Genomic DNA, 16,499 nt, shown 5'->3' with positions numbered 1-16,499 from the left:
CCTCAGGGCGTGGCGATCATCCTTGCGCCTGGAGCCTGCCACGGCAAGCGGTTCTTGGCAATAACCTGCTTGTTTCCGTTCCGGGCGGCCGGCTCCGGAGGCTCCGGGCCCCCTCCCGGGGCCCGGTGACCGAGTGCGCTCAGCGGACGGCGAAGCCGTCGTAGCCGCCGCGCGGTGTGTCCCAGATCTCGGTGACGCCGTCCACGCGCCCGGGCGTGTCGTGTCCCTGGAGCCACTCCAGCAGTCCCTCGCAGCCCTCGCGCGAGCCCTCCGCGACGACCTGGACCCGGCCGTCGTCCAGATTGAGAGCAAAACCACTCAAGCCGCCGATCTCCAGCGCCTTGGCCCGCGTGAACCAGCGGAAACCCACACCCTGGACGCGTCCGCGCACCCAGGCGACCAGTCGTACGTCGTCGCTCATGGGTGCAACCTAACCGGCCGGTGTCACGTGGAACACTTCCCCGTCCAGCGCCATGGGGTACCGTCCAGCCCCGATGCATCTCATATGAAACTCGCCCGATCGAGTGGGTTTGGTCGACCGGACGGGACGAGTCGACCGCCAGGACGAGGAAGGCCACCGCATGGGACGCCACCGACGCTCCGCCGCCGGCCGCGCCGCCACGGGCCGCGCCGCGGGGGGCAACGAGACGCCCGGTTCCGCCGTGGGCGGCGCGCACCCGCAGCACTCGTATCCGCACGGCCCGCCCGCACCGGGCATCGGTCCGTACGCGGACCCGCAGGCGTACGCCGAGGCGGTCTCCAGGAGTGACGCCTACCTCTTCGCCCCGGACGACGCCCGCCCCCGGGCCGCCGACGACGGCTCGCCCTGCGACACCGCGGCCCTCCCGGCGGGCGGCGGCTCCGGCCCCGACGGTACCCGGGGCGGCCACGGGCGCCGTCGCGGTAAGCGGGGCGTGATGCCCGTCCGCCAGGGTCTGCTCGGGGTCACCGCGGCGGTCGCGGTCGGCGTGGTCGCGGTGGTCACCGGCGTCCTGCCCGGCGGCGACACCTACACGCTGGGCGAGAGCGGCACCGCCCCGGCGCGCCCCGCCGGCACCCCCAGCAACACCGCGTCCCAGCAGGGCGGCACGTCCGGCACCGCCGCGCCCGGCACCGGCAGCAGCCCTTCGGCCGGCCGCGGCACCGAGCGCACCGCCTCACCTTCGGCGTCCCCCGCGGCCTCCCGGGCCACCCCCGCCCCCAAGGCCCCGGCGACCACCACGGCCCCGAGCGCCCCCAAGGCACCGGCCACCAGGGCCGCGGCCACCGAGGCACCCGCGCCCACGGCGCCGACCACCAAGGCGCCCGCCCCGAAGCCTCCGTCCAGCGAGCCGACGACCACCCCGTCCGCGCGGCAGCCGACGCCGAGCCCGTCCCGTACGTCCTCGGTGCCGGCGCAGCCGACCGCCCCGCCGGTGACGATCTCCCCGGAGACCGCCGCCGAGGCCGAGGTCCTCAAGCTCGTCAACGAGGAGCGCGCCCGTGCCGGGTGCAGCCCGCTGGCCGCGAACAGCGCGCTGGCGGAGCTGGCGGGCGACTACAGCGAGGCCATGGCCGAGCAGGGTTTCTTCGGCCACACCGACCCCAGTGGCAACACGCCCTGGGACCGCGCGCAGGAGGCCGGCATCAGCGGCCTCGGCGGCGAGAACATCGCCCGGGGCCAGGCCGACGCGGCGGCCGTCATGGAGTCCTGGATGAACAGCCCCGGCCACCGGGCCAACATCCTGAACTGCGACTTCACGACCCTGGGCGTCGGCGTGCACTACGGGTCGGGCGGCCCGTGGTGGACGCAGGACTTCGGCTCCTGAGACAGCCACCCGAACGTCTGTCGCCGCGGGGGCGGGGTGACCCGAGCGGCGAGTTCGGCGTCGGTGGCGGGTCCGAGCGCCGACGGGACGCGCCGCGGCGGACAGGTCGACGCGGCCTGCCACCGCGGTGACGGCGGACCAGGCCGTCGTGGTGCAGCCGCAGCTCCCGCCGTCCGTGGTCTCCCTCGTCCGTCAGCGACAGACGGCCGCCGCCGCCGTCCGTGCAGCAGAACGTCTCCCCGAGGGGAACGGGGCAGCCCCGCGCGTCCTGACGCCGGGTGGCGAGGCCGACGCGTTTCACGGTCCGGCTCGGTTCCGCCGCTTTGGGGCGCTCGGATCCCGCGCTGAAGCCGTCCCGGCTCGCGCCGGCGACGCGCAGGGCGTGGCCGGCGGGTGGTTCCCCGACGCGCGGCAGGGCACGGCCGACACCGGTCGCGGTGAGCCACTGGTCGAGTGCCGGCGGTCGCGTCGCCGCCCAGGCGGCCCGGCGGGGCCGGCGGGGCCGGCCACCAGCACGGACGCTGTCCCGAGGGCGGCCGCCCATGTCCGCGTGCGGGGCACGGCCAGGGCCGCTGCCAGGGTGTACGGAGGCCGCCCTGGGGACGGAGCGGAGCCGGGCGGTCGGGCGCCTGCCTCAGGCGGCTCCGCTTTCCCCCAGTGAGCGCCATCTGTCGGGCAGCGCTGCGGCTGCGTACGCTGGAGGCATGACCGTCGCGCAGAGTCCGGAGCAGGAGCTTCCGTTTGACGTGTTCTCCAAGGCCTGCCCCTCCCGGGGCACGCTGGAGCATGTCACCGGGCGCTGGGGCGCGCTCACCCTGGGGGCGCTGTGCGAGGGCTCGCTGCGCTTCAACGAGCTGCGCCGCCGGGTCGACGGGGTGAGCGAGAAGATGCTCTCCCAGACCCTGCACGCGCTGGAGCGCGACGGCCTGGTGCACCGCGAGGCCCAGCCGACCAACCCGCCGCGCGTGGACTACGAGCTGACGCCCCTCGGCCACGAGGTCGCCGAGCGCCTGCTGGCGCTCATCCACCATCTGGAGGGGCGGATGGACGACGTGCTCGCCGCCCGGCAGCGCTACGACGAGATGCGCGGCGGCCGCTGACACTGCGGGCAGTAGGAGCTGGACCGGTTCATCCACGGGCGCCGGCGCATCGCCGTACCGCACCTGCGGCACGGCAGCCCCTCGCGTCCGTACGCGTCCAGTGAGCGGTCGAAGTAGCCCGACTCGCCGTTCACGTTGACGTAGAGGCTGTCGAAGCTGGTGCCGCCGACCGACAGGGCCGCGTTCAGGACGTCCCGGACGTGGCCGAGGAGTTCGGCCGTGCGGGGGCGGGTGAAGGTGGACGTCGGGCGGTCGTAGTGCAGACGTGTGCGCCAGAGCGCCTCGTCGGCGTAGATGTTGCCGACGCCGCTGATCAGCGACTGGTCCAGCAGGGCCCGTTTGATGGTGGTGCGCTTGCGGCGCAGCGCCTGGTGGAACGCCTCGTCGTCGAAGAGCGGGTCGAGGGGGTCGCGGGCGATGTGCGCGATGACGCCGGGCAGCCCGTCAGGGGTGGTGTCGTGCAGCGACAGGCCGCCGAAGGTGCGCTGGTCGACGAAGCGCAGCTCCGTGCCGAGGGCGTCGGCGAACCGGACCCGGACGCGCAGGTGCTTCTCGTCCGGCGCCGCGTGCGGCTGGACCAGGAGCTGGCCGCTCATGCCGAGGTGGGCCAGGACCGCCTGACCGGTGTCCGCCAGCGGCAGCCACAGGTACTTGCCGCGCCGGCTCGGCGTGCCGACGCGGTGGCCCTTCAGCCGGTGCGCGAAGTCGTCCGCGCCGGCGAGGTGCCGGCGTACGGCACGCGGGTGGAGCACCTCGACGTCGGCGACGGTGCGGTGGGCGACCCACCGCTCCAGTCCGCGCCGGACGACCTCCACCTCGGGCAACTCGGGCATCGTGGCTCCCCGTCCCACCCCGTCGTACGGGCCGAGCGCCCGCCCCTGGGGCTGGGGCGGGCGCTCGGACGTGATCTGTTCCGCGGTCCGTCCGTGCGCGCCGGGCCGGTCAGCCCGCCGTCGGCGCGGCGTCCGCGCCGCCGCCCTCGGCGGCCGGCGCCTCGGGGGCCCGGGCCGCGGACGCCGCTCTGGCGGCCTCCACGGCCGTGGCCTCGGCGCGTACGGAGCCGTCCCGCAGCGGGACCGCGTCGACGGCCGGTGCCGTACCCGCGGCCGCGGCGGCCTCGGCGCGTTCGTCCGCCGCCGCGCGGATGGACCGCCAGGCGGACTCGGCGGCCTGCTGCTCCGCCTCCTTCTTGCTGCGGCCGGTGCCGGTGCCGTACGAGACGCCTCCGACGCGGGCGGCAGCAGTGAAGGTCTTCTCGTGGTCGGGGCCGGTCTCCGTGACCAGGTACTCGGGGACACCGAGCCCCTCGGTCGCGGTGAGCTCCTGGAGGGACGTCTTCCAGTCCAGGCCGGCTCCGAGGTTCGAGGACTTCTCGATCAGCGGGTCGAACAGGCGGTGCACCAGCTCCGCCGCCGAGTCCAGGCCCTGGTCGAGATAGACCGCGCCGATCACCGCTTCCAGGGTGTCGGCGAGGATGGATGCCTTGTCCCGGCCACCCGTGCCCTCTTCACCGCGGCCGAGCCGGATGAAGGAGCCGAGTTCGAGCGTCCGTCCCACGTCCGCCAGCGCACGCGAGTTCACCACCGCGGCCCGCAGCTTGGCCAGCTGGCCCTCGGGCAGGTCGGGGTGGGTGCGGTACAGCGTGTCGGTGACGACGAGGCCGAGCACGGAGTCCCCGAGGAACTCCAGCCGCTCGTTCGTCGGCAGACCGCCGTTCTCGTACGCGTAGGAACGGTGGGTCAGCGCTCGCACCAGAAGGGCGGACTCGACCTGGTAGCCGAGCCGCCCTTCCAGAAGCGTGTGGGACGAGGCCTGGTTGTCCGGTCCACTCCCGCTCGCGCGGGAAGACTGCTTCTTCGGCGTGGACACAGTGCCTCTCACCAGCCGCTCAGACCTCGAGGACCTGGCGCTTGTTGTAGGTGCCGCAAGACGGGCACGCGATGTGCTGCTGCTTGGGCTCGTGGCAGCGCTCGCACGCAACCAGGGTGGGGACCGCAGCCTTCCACTGCGACCGGCGGTGGCGCGTGTTGCTGCGCGACATCTTCCGCTTCGGAACAGCCACGGCTACTTCTCCTGCTTCTCGTCGGCGCGTGCTGAAGGAAGCGCGCCGCCGCTCATCTCGTCCTTCTCGCCGTCTCCGAGTGGACCGGCGAGTTCCTGCAATGCCGCCCAACGGATGTCGACGGCGTCATGGTGGTGGTCCGGGTCGTCCGCGAGCCGTGCTCCGCACTCGGAGCACAGGCCGGGGCAGTCGTCCTGGCACACCGGCTGCATCGGCAGTGCGAGCACCACCGCGTCCCGCAGCACGGGTTCGAGGTCGAACAGGCCGTCCTCGAGAAAGAGCCTGTCCTCGTCTTCCTCGGCGTCGTCGGCCGGTTCCGCTTTCACACGGCCCCGGTCGTCGGCGTCAGGGTACGAGAACATCTCCTGGAAGTCGGCTTCGAGCTCCAGCCCGACCGGCTCCAGACACCTTACGCACTCCCCCTCGGCCCGCGCACGGGCGGTGCCGGTGACCAGCACACCCTCCATGACGGACTCCAGACGGAGCTCGAGCTCCACCGGGGCGCCTTCCGGCACGCCGATGACGTCCTGCAGACCGAGGTCCCTGGGGGCGTCGACCGTGCGGGTCAGGCGCTGCAGCGCACCAGGCCGCCGACCCAGCTCGTGCGTGTCGAACACGAGAGGGTTGCGGTGGTCGAGGCGGGCGTTCAGGGCCATTCCTGCTTTCGGTCTGTGAGCTCGGGACGCCGCCCTTCGGTGTTCCCGGGCAGCGCTGATCGCGGACGTACGCGCGACCGAACAGCCAGGATACTGGACCTTTCGCCGACGGCCCAATCGGCGGTGTCAGCCGGTGCCGCGGCCCTGCTCGTAGGCGCGCAGCTGCTCCGCGCTGATCATGCTGGTGTCGAAGAGGCTGGTCTCGTCGAGCGCCTGGGGCTGCTGGTAGCCGGCGTGCTGCTGGTCCGGCTGGGGGTCGTAGGCGGGCTGCTGCGGGTACGCCGCGTACGGGTCGGCCTGCTGGTAGCCGTACGGGTCCTGCGGGGCGTACTGCTGCGAGTAGCCGTACGGGTCCCGCTCCGGCTGCTGCTGGTAGGCGTAGGCGTCCTGCGGGGCGTACGACGGCTGGGAGGGCGCCGCGGGGGGCTGCGCCGGCTCGGCCGGGGTGTCGGCCATCGCGGCGAGGTCGGCGAGGTAGTCGGCGTCGCTGCTGTGCTGGACGGTGGTGGTGTCCAGGGAGCCGAGGTCGTCGGTGGCGATCCGGCCGTGCAGCTTCTGCCGGCCGCGGCCCACCGCCTCCAGGGTCTTGGCGAGCACCGCCTCGAAGGCGCCGAGCTTGACGTCGACGTACTCGTCGGCGGTGCGGCGCAGGGTCTCCGGGTCGTGGCTGCGCTCGGGGGCGTCCGCGTCCTCGTAACCCTGCTCGTCGAGGCCCGGGCCGGTGCCGAGCAGCTTCTCGCGGCCGCGGCCGACCGAGCCGAGGGTCTTGGTGAGGACGACCTCGAAGTTGGCGAGCTTGGAGTCGACGTAGTCGTCGGCCTCGGCGCGGATCTCCTCGGCCTCCTTGCGGGCCTCGGCGAGGATCCGGTCGGCCTCGGCCCGGGAACGGCGGGCGACCTCGGTGTCGGAGATCAGCGAGCCGCGCTCGGCGTGCGCGCCCTGGATGATCCGCTCGGCCTCCTGCCGGGCCTGCTCGACCATCTGCTCGCGGCCGCCGATCAGCTGCTGGGCCTCGGCGAGGGAGTCGGGCAGCGCGGCGCGCACCTCCTCCAGCAGGGCGAGCAGCTCGGCGCGGTTGACCACGCACGAGGCCGACATGGGCATGCCCCGGGCACCGGAGACCGCCGCGACGATCTCGTCGAGCTTCTTCTGTACGTCCACCGCTTGCTCGCCACTCTCTACAGCTGTGTTGGAGACGGACGGGACGACTGTACGGCCACGGGGTCCCCGGGCGACACCGGGTGAGGAGGCGTCAGTCGCGGTCGGTGGAGCCGGCCCTGCGCAGGCGCTCGCCGAGCCTGGCCAGGACCGCCGCGGGCACCAGGTGGGAGACGTCGCCGCCCCAGGCCGCGACCTCCTTGACCAGGGAGGACGACAGGAAGCTGTAGGTGGGGTTGGTGGGCACGAAGAGGGTCTCCACGCCCGACAGGCCGTTGTTCATCTGGGCCATCTGGAGTTCGTAGTCGAAGTCGCTGACCGCGCGCAGGCCCTTGACGATGGCGGGGATGTCGCGCTGCTTGCAGAAGTCGACGAGAAGGCCGTGGAAGGCCTCGACCCTTACGTTGCCGTACTCGGCGGTGACCTCGCGGATCAGCTCGATCCGCTCGTCGATCTCGAACAGGCCCTTCTTGGCCTTGTTGATCATCACCGCGACGTAGACCTCGTCGTAGAGACGGGAGGCGCGGGCGATGATGTCCAGGTGTCCGTTGGTGATCGGGTCGAACGACCCGGGACAGACGGCTCGGCGCACGTGAGATCCCTCGCTCTCAGGTCCGGTCATGGTGCGTCTTCGCACGAGAAGGCGGCGCGACCGTACCAAAACGTGCCCTCGCCGTAGCGACGCGCCCGGAGCGGCTCGAAGCCGGCCGGCCATACGAATTCCCCGCCTCTGGTGCTGCGCTCCACGGTGACGAGGGCGTCCACCGCGAGCCACCCCTCCGAGCGGAGTGTGAGCAGAATCTCGCGGAGATCGTGATCTGTGACGCGGTAGGGCGGATCGAGGAAGACGAGGTCGTACGGCTGGTCGGGGCGGCCGGCGCGGATGATCTGTTCCGCTTTGCCCGCCCTGACCTCGGCGCCGGGCAGGCCCAGGCTCCTGACGTTGTCCCGTACGGTGCGCACCGCCCGGTCGTCGGCCTCGACCAGCAGGGTGTGGCCCGCGCCGCGCGACAGCGCCTCCAGGCCGACGGCGCCGGAGCCGGCGTACAGGTCGAGGACCCGCTCGCCGTCCAGGGGGCCGCCGAGCAGGGACTGCCAGGTGGAGAAGAGCCCCTCACGCGCGCGGTCGGAGGTGGGGCGGGTGCGGTCGCCGTGCGGGACGGCTAGGCGACGTCCGCCGGCCTTGCCGGCGATCACGCGGGTCATCTGGGGTCCTCGGTCGTGGGCGTGCTCAGGGCTTCAGTGTGGCAGGCGGCAGGCAGGGGTGCGTCGCCGCCGGCGGGTGCGGGTTCGCCGTGGCCGGTCGCGCGGGTCGCCGCGCCCCTGGCGGCGCCGCCCCTCAGCCCTTTTCCAGGTACTGCTCCCGCTCCTCGTCCAGCAGGGCGTCCAGGGCCGTGCGCAGGCCCGGCAGGGCGGTCAGCTCCGGGTCGGCGGCGACCACCTTGGCGGCCTCCTCGCGGGCCTCGGCGATGATCTCCTCGTCCTCGATGACGGCGAGCACCCGCAGGCTGGTGCGGGCGCCGGACTGGGCCTGGCCGAGGACGTCGCCCTCGCGCCGCTGTTCGAGGTCGATGCGGGACAGCTCGAAGCCGTCGAGCGTGGCCGCCACCGCGTTCAGCCGCTGGCGGGCCGCACTGGCCTCGGGCATCTCGGTGACCAGCAGGCACAGTCCGGGCGCCGAGCCGCGGCCGACCCGGCCGCGCAGCTGGTGCAGCTGGGACACGCCGAAGCGGTCGGCGTCCATGATCACCATCGCGGTGGCGTTCGGCACGTTCACACCGACCTCGATGACCGTGGTGGCCACCAGCACGTCCGTCTCCCCGGCGGCGAACCGGCGCATGACGGCGTCCTTGTCGTCGGGCTGCATCCGGCCGTGCAGGACCTCGATCCCCAGTCCCCGGAGCGGGCCCTCGGCCAGTTGGCCGGCCACGTCCAGGACGGCCAGCGGGGGGCGCTTGTCGGCCTCGTCCCCGGCGGGCTTCTTCCTCGCCGCCCCGGGGTCGTCCTCCTCGTCGCCGATGCGCGGGCAGACGACGTACGCCTGATGCCCCTGGGAGACCTCCTCGCGCACCCGCTCCCAGGCCCGGGCGAGGAAGTGCGGCTTGTCGGCGGCGGGGACGACATGGCTGGCGATCGGGGAACGGCCGGCCGGGAGCTGGTCGAGGACCGAGGTCTCCAGGTCGCCGAAGACGGTCATGGCGACCGTGCGCGGGATCGGCGTGGCGGTCATGACCAGCAGGTGGGGCGGCTGCTTGCCCTTGCCGCGCAGGGCGTCGCGCTGCTCGACGCCGAAGCGGTGCTGCTCGTCGACGACGACCAGGCCGAGGTCGTGGAACTGCACCCGGTCCTCGATCAGCGCGTGCGTGCCGATCACGATCCCGGCCTCCCCGGTGACCAGGTCGAGCAGCGCCCGGCGGCGGGCGGCCGCGCCCATCGACCCGGTGAGCAGCACCACCTTGGTGGCGTGCTCGGTGCCGCCGAGCATCCCTCCCTCGGCCAGCTCGCCCATCATCTCCACCACCGAGCGGTGGTGCTGCTGGGCGAGCACCTCGGTGGGCGCGAGCATGGCGGCCTGCCCGCCCGCGTCGACCACGGCGAGCATGGCGCGCAGGGCCACCATCGTCTTTCCCGAGCCGACCTCGCCCTGGAGCAGCCGGTGCATCGGGTGGTCGGTGGCCAGGTCGTCGAAGATCTCCCGGGAGACCTTGCGCTGGCCCTCGGTGAGGGTGAAGGGCAGCCGGTCGTCGAAGGCGGCGAGCAGGCCGTCCGGGGCGGGCCTGCGGGGCACCGCCGGGAGCTGGGCGTCGGCGTGCCGGCGGCGGGCGAGGGCGACCTGGAGGACGAAGGCCTCGTCCCACTTCAGCCGGTCGCGGGCGTCGGCGACGTCCGCCTTGGTCTGCGGGCGGTGGATCTTCAGCAGGGCCTCGGGCAGGGAGACCATGCCGCGGCCCTCGCGGAGCGGGTCCGGGAGCGGGTCGACGGCTTCCCCGGCGCTGGGCAGGACCGTCTGGACCGCCTTGCCGATCTTCCAGGACTCCAGCTTGGCGGTGGCCGGGTAGATCGGGATGAGCGCGCCCGCCCAGGTGTCGACCGCCTCTTCGGTCTCACCCCTCAGCAACTCGTAGGCCGGGTGGGCCAGTTGCAGCCGGCGGTTGAAGAGGGAGACCTTGCCGGCGAACATCGCGCGGGTGCCCGGCAGCAGTTCCTTGTGGGGCTTGTGCACGCCGTTGCCGAAGAAGACCAGTTGGAGCCGGCCACTGCCGTCGGTGATCGTCACCTCCAGGCGCTGGCCCTTGCCGCGGGGCGCCTTGGCGGAGGCGAAGGCGTGCAGGCGGGCGTCGGCGACCTGGGCGACCACCGTGACGTGCTCGTCCATGGGGAGGTCGGCCAGGTGGGTGAGCCGGCCGCGCTCCTCGTAGCGGCGCGGGTAGTGGTGCAGGAGGTCGCCGACGGTGTGCAGGCCGAGGTGCTCGGCCATCACCTTGGCGGTGGCGGGGCCGAGCACCTTCTTGAGTGGTTCGTCCAGTGCGGGCACGAGATCCATTCCACACCACGGCACTGACAACGGCGCGGGCGTCCCGGCCGAAGCTCCGTTTACGTCTCGGGAAACCCCTGGTCAGGCGGCTCGCTCGGGCTCTAGGATGACGCGCTCCGGCCATCCTTTCCGCGGTCACCGCCTCACCGGGACCGCCCGACCCCGCGCCGACGCGCTCCCCCCACCGGCGCTGTGACGATGGACTCCCAGACCTCACCGGCATCACAGGCACCCTCCTCACCCCATACCTTCCAGGTCGACCTGCGCGGCCTGGTGGACCTGCTCTCCCATCACCTCTACTCCAGTCCCAAGGTCTACCTGCGCGAGCTGCTGCAGAACGCGGTCGACGCCATCACCGCCCGCCGCGCCGAGCAGCCCGACGCCCCGGCGCGGGTGCGGCTGCACGCCGTGGACGGCGGCCTGCGGGTGGAGGACTCCGGCGTCGGGCTCACCGAGTCCGACGTGCACGGCCTGCTGGCCACCATCGGGCGCAGCTCGAAGCGGCCCGAGGGAATCCAGGAGGCCCGCTCCGAGTTCCTCGGCCAGTTCGGCATCGGCCTGCTGGCCTGCTTCGTGGTGGCCGAGCGGATCCGGGTCGTCAGCCGCAGCGCCCGTACGCCGGACGCCCGCCCCGTGGAGTGGACGGCGACGGACGACGGCTCGTACACCGTACGGACCCTGCCGGACGCGGCGCGGCCCGAGCCCGGCACCACCGTGTACCTGGAGGCGCGGGCCGGAGCCGGGGAATGGCTCGCCGAGGAGCGGGTGCTGGCGCTGGCACGGGACTTCGGCTCACTGCTCCCGTACGACGTGCGGGTGGGCGACGAGGGGGTCACCGACCTGCCGGCGCCCTGGGACCGGCCCTACCCCTCCCCCGCCAACCGGCGGGTGGCGCTGGCCCGGCACTGCCACGAGCTGTTCGGCTTCACGCCGCTGGACGCGATCGAGCTGACCGTGCCGCTCGCGGGGATCCGCGGGGTGGCGTACGTGCTGCCCTCCGCGGTCAGCCCGGCCCAGCGCGCGCGGCACCGCGTCCACCTCAAGGGCATGCTGCTCACCGAGCGGGCCGAGCAGCTGCTGCCCGACTGGGCGTTCTTCGTGCGCTGCGTGCTCGACACCGACAGCCTGCGGCCCACGGCGTCGCGCGAGTCGCTGTACGAGGACGAGACCCTGGCCGCCGTGCGGGAGGCGCTGGGCGGCAGGATACGGTCCTGGCTGACCGGTCTGGCGGCCGGTGACCCGGAGCGCCTGGCGGCCTTCCTCTCGGTGCACCACCTGGGCGTGAAGTCCCTGGCGCGGCACGACAAGGAGATGCTGCGCACGATGCTGCCGTGGCTGCCGTTCGAGACCACGGACGGGCAGCTGTCGCTGGAGGAGTTCGCGCTGCGCCACCCGGTGGTGCACTTCACGCGCACGGTCGAGGAGTACCGGCAGGTCGCCCCGATCGCGTCCGCGCAGGGCGTCGGGGTCGTCAACGGCGGCTACACCTACGACAGCGAGCTGGTCGAGGCGCTGCCGTCGGTGCGGCCGGGCACGGTCGTCGCCGAACTGGACGCGGACACCGTGACCGCCCACCTGGACGCCGTCGATCCGGCCGAGGAGCTGGCCCTGGCGGGCTTCCTGGCGGCCGCGCGGGCCACGCTGGACCCGCTGGGCTGCGACGTGGTCCTGCGCGCCTTCCACCCGCTCTCCGTGCCCGCGCTGCACCTGGACGACCGGGCGGCCCGGCACGAGCACGCCCGGGCGGCGGCCGAGGAGCAGGCCGACGGCCTGTGGGCGGGCATCCTGGGCTCGCTGCGCGGCAGCGCCCCCCGCGCGCGGCTGGTGATGAACCACCGCAATCCGTTGATCCGCAGGATCGGTTCACTGAACGATCCGGAACTCGTCGGCACCGCCACCGAGTCGCTGTACGGCCAGGCCCTGCTGATGGCGCAGCGCCCGCTGCGGCCCGCCGACTCCGCGCTGCTCAACCGGGCGTTCATCGGCCTGCTGGAGTGGGCCACCCACAGCGACAGCGACTCCCCGGGGGACGGTCACCGATGAGTGAGATCACGGACTTCGACGCGCTGCGCCGGGCGATGGCGGAGAACTCCGAGCAGCCGGAGGGCCCCGCACGCAACGCGCGCGCGGAGCAGCTGCTCGCCGAGGCCGAGCGGCTGAACGTCCCGCTCGCCGTGATCGAGGCGCTCGGACACCAGCTGAAGGTCTACAACTACAGCTCCGAGAAGGACAAGATGTTCGTCCCGTTCGCGCGTCTGCTGCGCATGTGGGACGAGCGCCCCGAGGACTTCGACGAGTACGAGACCCACTCGCTGCACTGGGTCTTCAAGTGGATGTCGGCCGGGATGCTCGGCCAGCCGCACGTCCCGCTGGCCTCCGTCGAGAAGTGGCTCGGCGAGATGGAGCACCGCTACCGGCTGGCCGGGCACTCGGAGCGGGCCGTGCGCAGCGCGGAGTTCAGCGTCGCCGCGCACGTCGGGGACCTGGACCGGGCGGAGCGGGCGTACGCGGCGTGGCTGGCCGCGGACCGGGACGCCATGGCCGACTGCCACGCGTGCGAGCTGCACGGGCAGGGCGCGTGGCAGGCGCAGCGCGGCCGGGACGCCGAGGCCCTGCGGCTGTGGGCGCCGGTGCTGGACGGCGAGTTCACCTGCGCCCACGAGCCGCACACCGTCCTGGCGTCCTCGCTGGCGCCCCTGCTGCGGCTGGGCCGCCTCGACGAGGCCCGCGCCCACCACCTGCGGGGCTTCCGGCTGGTGCGGGGCATGGAGAGCATGCGCGGCGCCTACGCGGACCACGTGGAGTTCTGCGCGCTGACCGGCAACGAGGCGCGCGGCCTGGAGCTGCTGGCGGAGCGGCCGGCGTACTTCACCGACACCGGGCACCCGCGCAGCCTGATGGACTTCCTGAGCGTGGTGGTGCTGCTCATGGACCGGCTGACCGGGCTGGGCCTCGGCGACCAGCGGGTGCCGGGCCCGGCGGGCCGGGCGTGGACCGCGCGCGAACTCGCCGCCCACGCGCGTGGGGAGGCACTCGCGCTGGCCGACCGGTTCGACCGGCGCAACGGCACCCCGGCCGTCGGCGAGCGGGTCCGCGCGCGGATGGACCGGCGTCCGCTGGTGGAGCGGCTCGCCCTCGGGCTGCGTTCGGAGCGGCTGGCACACCCGGTGCGCCCGGCCGCCCCGGCCGCCGGGCCGCCGGCGGCCGCCGCGACCGGAGCCGAGCCGGACCTGGCCGCGCTGCTGGCCGAGGCGCGGCGGCTGTCGGACACCTTGCAGCCGAACGCCGTCGAGGCCTGGGCCGCGGTCGCGCGGGCCGCGCGGGGAACCGGTCTGGACGCCCGGGACCGGGCGGAGATCGCCGACCACGAGGCGATGGAACGGGGCCCCGAGGGCGCGGCGCTCTTCGAGCGCGCCGCCGAGCTGTACGCCGAGGCGGGCGACCCCGGCGAGGCCCTGGCGGCACGCGCGCGTGCGGCGTACGTCCGCGCGCTCACCGGTCACGTCGACGAGGCCGTCGCGGCGGTCGCCGCCCCCTACGACGAGGTTCTCGCCCTGTACGCCGAGGACGGCACCGGCGTACGGCAGACCGCGTCCGTGCTGATGGGACGGGCCCGGATCATGATGCGGCGGGTGCACGAGGGCGACGGCCCCGTCGCGCGCGAGACCGTCCTGGCGGAGGCCGAGGCGGCCGTGCGGGAGGTGCAGGCGCTCGTCGGGGGCCGCACCGGGGACGACGTCCGGCTCGCCTCCCGGGCGGCCGAGGCACGGGCGATGCTCGCCGAGCTGGCCGTGCACCACGGGGACGTCGAGCAGGCCGCCGAGCTGTTCGCGGGGGCCGCCGCGGCGTACGTCGGCGCGGGGCTGCCGTGGTTCGCGGTGGAGTACGAGGCCCGGCTGGCCGGTCTCGCCCAGCACCTCGGGGACACCGCGGAGGCCGAGCGGGCGCTGAGGGCGGCCCTGGCGCACGGCGGACCGCACCTGGAGGCCACCGGACGGGCCCAGCTGCACCTCCAGCTGGCCGAGGTCCTCGGCGGCCGGGGGCGGTCCGCGGAGGCCGCCGAACACGCCCTGGAGGCGGCACACTGGGCCGACGAGGCGGGCGAGGGGCCCACCTTCGGCGTCTGGGCGCGGCATCTGCTGGGCGGGTTCCTGCTGCGCCAGGAGCGGTGGGCCGAGGCCGCGGAGGTGCTGGAGTCGGCGCTGCCCGACCTGAGCGCCGAGACGCACGGCGACGGCGCGATCGTCCAGACGCAGTGGTGGCTCGGTGACTGCCTCAGCGAACTCGGCGAGCACCGGGCGGCCGCCGAGCGCCGCCTGCAGGCCGCCGAGATCGCCCGGCACTGGCCCGAGCAGCACGACCACGCCACCCTGGCCCACCTCGCCGCCGAGTCCCTGGGCCATGCCGGGCTGCCCGCCGAGGCGGACCGGGCCTACGCGCGTGCGGGCGAGCTGTGGCGCTCGCTGGACAACGTCCACGGCCTCGTCCGCTCCCTGCGCGCCCGCGCGTGGCTGGCGCTGCGCACGGACGACGGCACCGAGGCCGCACGGGAGTTGATGGCGGCCGCCGTCCACGAGTGCGAGAGCGCGCTGTCCACCGCGGCCGACGAGGAGTCGCGGCAGCGGCTCACCGGCGAACTCGGGCACACCCACCGCCAGTTCGGCGACCTGCTCGCCCGCTCGTCCGCCGAGGACGCCGAGGACGGCTCGATCCAGGCCGCGTTCGAGGAGGCCCTGACCGAGATGGAGGAGGCCGTCTCGGTGTTCGCCGCCCTCGGGGCCGACGCCCGGCACGCCCGCACCGGCGCGGAACTCGCCGCGGGGTGGCTGGCGGCCGACCTGGGCCGCGGCACCGAGGCCGCCGCACGCGCGCATGCGGTGCTGGAGGCCTACGCCGACGCGGCCGAGGACGACGAGGCGGCGCGGGAGCGGCGGGCGGAGGCGGAGCAGATGCTGCGGGTGGTGCTGGAGGTACCGGAGGTGCGGGAGGAGTAGGGGCGCGCGATCGGGCGCCGGTGACCGGCACGAGAGGGGAAGGACGGGGAGGATCGTCGAACAACCGCTCCCCGCTTGCTCACTCCACCCCGATCAGCAGCAGCGCCCCCTGCCGCCCGCCCCGGTACACCACCGTGTCCACGGCGAGGTAGGCCTCCCGCACCCGGGCCCGCAGGTGCTCGGCGACGGACTGCGGGGCCTCGTCGCCGAGCACCAGGGTGACCAGTTCCCCGCCGGCCGCGAGCATCCGGTCCAGCACGGTCCCGGCGACGGTCGCGACGTCCGCCCCGATCACGGCCACGTCCCCGTCGACGAGCCCCAGGACGTCGCCGGCCTGGCAGATGCCCGCCATGGTCCAGGCCTGCCGCTCCGCCACGACGACCTCGCCGTGGCGGGTGGCGCCCGCCGCCGAGGTCATGGACACCACGTCCTCGTCGAAGCGGCGCTCCGGCTCGTGCACCGCGAGCGCCGCGATGCCCTGCACCGCGGAGCGGGTGGGGATGAGGGACACGCGGACGCCCTCCGCCCGGACCTGCTCGACCGCCGCGGCGGCGGTGTGGCGCAGCTCCGGGTCGTTGGGCAGCAGCACGACCTCGCGCGCGTGGGCCCGCCGCAGGGCCTCCACGAGCTCGCCGCTGGCGGGCGGCTCCCCGGGACGCGCCAGTACGGTCGTGGCCCCCGCCTCGGCGTACAGCCCGGCCAGGCCCTCGCCGGGCACGACGGCCACCACGGCCCGCTGCACGCGCTCCCGAGGGCGCCCTTCGGCCCGTACCGTGTGCGCGTCGCCGGCGCCGAAGTGCGTGATCCTGATCCGGTGCGGGCGCCCGGCCTCCACGCCCGCCTCCACGGCGGCGCCCGCGTCGTCCACGTGCACGTGGACGTTCCACAGGCCGTCGCCGCCGACCACCACCAGCGAGTCGCCCAGGGCGTCGAGCCGCTCCCGCAGCCGGTCCACGGCGGCGTCGCCGGCCTCCAGGAGGTAGATCACCTCGTACGCCGGCCCCCGCTCGCCGGCACCGTCCGCGCACTCGGTCACGCCGCCGGCGCTCTCGCCGACGCCCTCGCCCCGGGCCGCTCGGCCGCCGCCGTCCCGGCCGCCGTCCGCACCCCCCGTCGCTCGGCCCCCGCCGTCCCGGCCGCCGTCCGCACCCCCCGTCGCTCGGCCCCCGCCGTCCCGGCCGCCGTC

The 16,499-nt window shown here is 74.4% G+C and carries 14 protein-coding genes; 4 read left to right on the top strand and 10 right to left on the bottom strand.

The features are described 5' to 3' along the window. Positions 1–139 precede the first annotated feature (139 nt). The gene (locus ACFF45_RS10040; RefSeq protein ID WP_381344783.1) at positions 140–421 is read right to left on the bottom strand and encodes an acylphosphatase; all 282 of its coding nucleotides are present in this window, start codon (positions 419–421) and stop codon (positions 140–142) included. Between the two features lie 160 nt (positions 422–581). Between ACFF45_RS10040 and ACFF45_RS10035 the strand changes: the two genes are divergently transcribed. Both ACFF45_RS10035 and ACFF45_RS10030 read left to right on the top strand, forming a co-directional pair. After that, positions 582–1,808, top strand: coding sequence for a CAP domain-containing protein (locus ACFF45_RS10035; RefSeq protein WP_381344781.1), 1,227 nt, complete (start codon positions 582–584; stop codon positions 1,806–1,808). A gap of 704 nt (positions 1,809–2,512) precedes the next feature. Next, on the top strand, positions 2,513–2,908 hold the full coding sequence (locus ACFF45_RS10030; protein WP_381344778.1) for a winged helix-turn-helix transcriptional regulator: 396 nt from the start codon (positions 2,513–2,515) through the stop codon (positions 2,906–2,908). Here the strand turns inward: ACFF45_RS10030 and mutM are convergent. The 8 genes from mutM to recG form a co-directional block, all read right to left on the bottom strand. Then, a complete protein-coding gene (gene mutM / locus ACFF45_RS10025; RefSeq protein ID WP_381344775.1) occupies positions 2,881–3,741 on the bottom strand; it encodes a bifunctional DNA-formamidopyrimidine glycosylase/DNA-(apurinic or apyrimidinic site) lyase in 861 nt (286 codons plus the stop codon). The two genes, ACFF45_RS10030 and mutM, sit on opposite strands and share 28 nt — an antisense overlap. 109 nt (positions 3,742–3,850) lie before the next feature. Then, complete coding sequence (gene rnc, locus ACFF45_RS10020) at positions 3,851–4,789, bottom strand: ribonuclease III (protein ID WP_381344772.1); 939 nt, start codon at positions 4,787–4,789, stop codon at positions 3,851–3,853. A 7-nt stretch (positions 4,790–4,796) separates the two neighbouring features. Next, positions 4,797–4,970, bottom strand: coding sequence for a 50S ribosomal protein L32 (gene rpmF, locus ACFF45_RS10015; RefSeq protein ID WP_003951102.1), 174 nt, complete (start codon positions 4,968–4,970; stop codon positions 4,797–4,799). Positions 4,971–4,972: 2 nt separating this feature from the next. Continuing rightward, the gene (locus ACFF45_RS10010) at positions 4,973–5,626 is read right to left on the bottom strand and encodes a YceD family protein (protein ID WP_381344770.1); all 654 of its coding nucleotides are present in this window, start codon (positions 5,624–5,626) and stop codon (positions 4,973–4,975) included. A 126-nt stretch (positions 5,627–5,752) separates the two neighbouring features. Beyond that, positions 5,753–6,787 carry a F0F1 ATP synthase subunit B gene (locus ACFF45_RS10005; RefSeq protein WP_381344768.1) on the bottom strand — a complete coding sequence of 345 codons (1,035 nt, stop codon included), beginning with the start codon at positions 6,785–6,787 and terminating at the stop codon, positions 5,753–5,755. A gap of 91 nt (positions 6,788–6,878) precedes the next feature. Next, positions 6,879–7,376, bottom strand: coding sequence for a pantetheine-phosphate adenylyltransferase (gene coaD / locus ACFF45_RS10000; RefSeq protein WP_381344765.1), 498 nt, complete (start codon positions 7,374–7,376; stop codon positions 6,879–6,881). 26 nt (positions 7,377–7,402) lie between these two features. Continuing rightward, positions 7,403–7,990, bottom strand: coding sequence for a 16S rRNA (guanine(966)-N(2))-methyltransferase RsmD (gene rsmD / locus ACFF45_RS09995; RefSeq protein ID WP_381344762.1), 588 nt, complete (start codon positions 7,988–7,990; stop codon positions 7,403–7,405). 133 nt (positions 7,991–8,123) lie between these two features. Beyond that, positions 8,124–10,328: an ATP-dependent DNA helicase RecG gene (recG, locus tag ACFF45_RS09990; protein ID WP_381344760.1), complete on the bottom strand. Its 2,205-nt coding sequence runs from the start codon at positions 10,326–10,328 to the stop codon at positions 8,124–8,126. 189 nt (positions 10,329–10,517) lie between these two features. Between recG and ACFF45_RS09985 the strand changes: the two genes are divergently transcribed. Together ACFF45_RS09985 and ACFF45_RS09980 are read left to right on the top strand one after the other, a co-directional pair. After that, positions 10,518–12,362, top strand: a complete 1,845-nt coding sequence (locus tag ACFF45_RS09985) for an HSP90 family protein (protein WP_381344757.1) — start codon at positions 10,518–10,520, stop codon at positions 12,360–12,362. Continuing rightward, positions 12,359–15,313, top strand: a complete 2,955-nt coding sequence (locus ACFF45_RS09980) for a tetratricopeptide repeat protein (RefSeq protein WP_381344755.1) — start codon at positions 12,359–12,361, stop codon at positions 15,311–15,313. The genes ACFF45_RS09985 and ACFF45_RS09980 overlap by 4 nt, the downstream gene beginning before the upstream one ends. A 79-nt stretch (positions 15,314–15,392) precedes the next feature. Here ACFF45_RS09980 and ACFF45_RS09975 read toward each other — a convergent pair. Then, on the bottom strand, positions 15,393–16,499 hold a 1,107-nt coding region (locus ACFF45_RS09975; protein ID WP_512701184.1), incomplete at its 5' end, for a fatty acid kinase subunit FakA-related protein.

Source organism: Streptomyces cinereospinus, from assembly GCF_042430725.1.
Taxonomy (GTDB): Bacteria; Actinomycetota; Actinomycetes; order Streptomycetales; family Streptomycetaceae; genus Streptomyces; species Streptomyces cinereospinus.
Note: the sequence above shows the minus strand (reverse complement) of the source record. Positions and strands in the feature narration are given on the sequence as shown.

Coding starts and splice junctions, on each gene's coding strand:
- ACFF45_RS09985 (WP_381344757.1), top strand. CDS start 10,518: ATGGACTCCCAGACCTCACCGGCATCACAGGCACCCTCCTCACCCCAT.
- ACFF45_RS09980 (WP_381344755.1), top strand. CDS start 12,359: ATGAGTGAGATCACGGACTTCGACGCGCTGCGCCGGGCGATGGCGGAG.
- ACFF45_RS10040 (WP_381344783.1), bottom strand. CDS start 421: ATGAGCGACGACGTACGACTGGTCGCCTGGGTGCGCGGACGCGTCCAG.
- recG (WP_381344760.1), bottom strand. CDS start 10,328: ATGGATCTCGTGCCCGCACTGGACGAACCACTCAAGAAGGTGCTCGGC.
- ACFF45_RS10035 (WP_381344781.1), top strand. CDS start 582: ATGGGACGCCACCGACGCTCCGCCGCCGGCCGCGCCGCCACGGGCCGC.
- ACFF45_RS10030 (WP_381344778.1), top strand. CDS start 2,513: ATGACCGTCGCGCAGAGTCCGGAGCAGGAGCTTCCGTTTGACGTGTTC.
- ACFF45_RS10010 (WP_381344770.1), bottom strand. CDS start 5,626: ATGGCCCTGAACGCCCGCCTCGACCACCGCAACCCTCTCGTGTTCGAC.
- rsmD (WP_381344762.1), bottom strand. CDS start 7,990: ATGACCCGCGTGATCGCCGGCAAGGCCGGCGGACGTCGCCTAGCCGTC.
- mutM (WP_381344775.1), bottom strand. CDS start 3,741: ATGCCCGAGTTGCCCGAGGTGGAGGTCGTCCGGCGCGGACTGGAGCGG.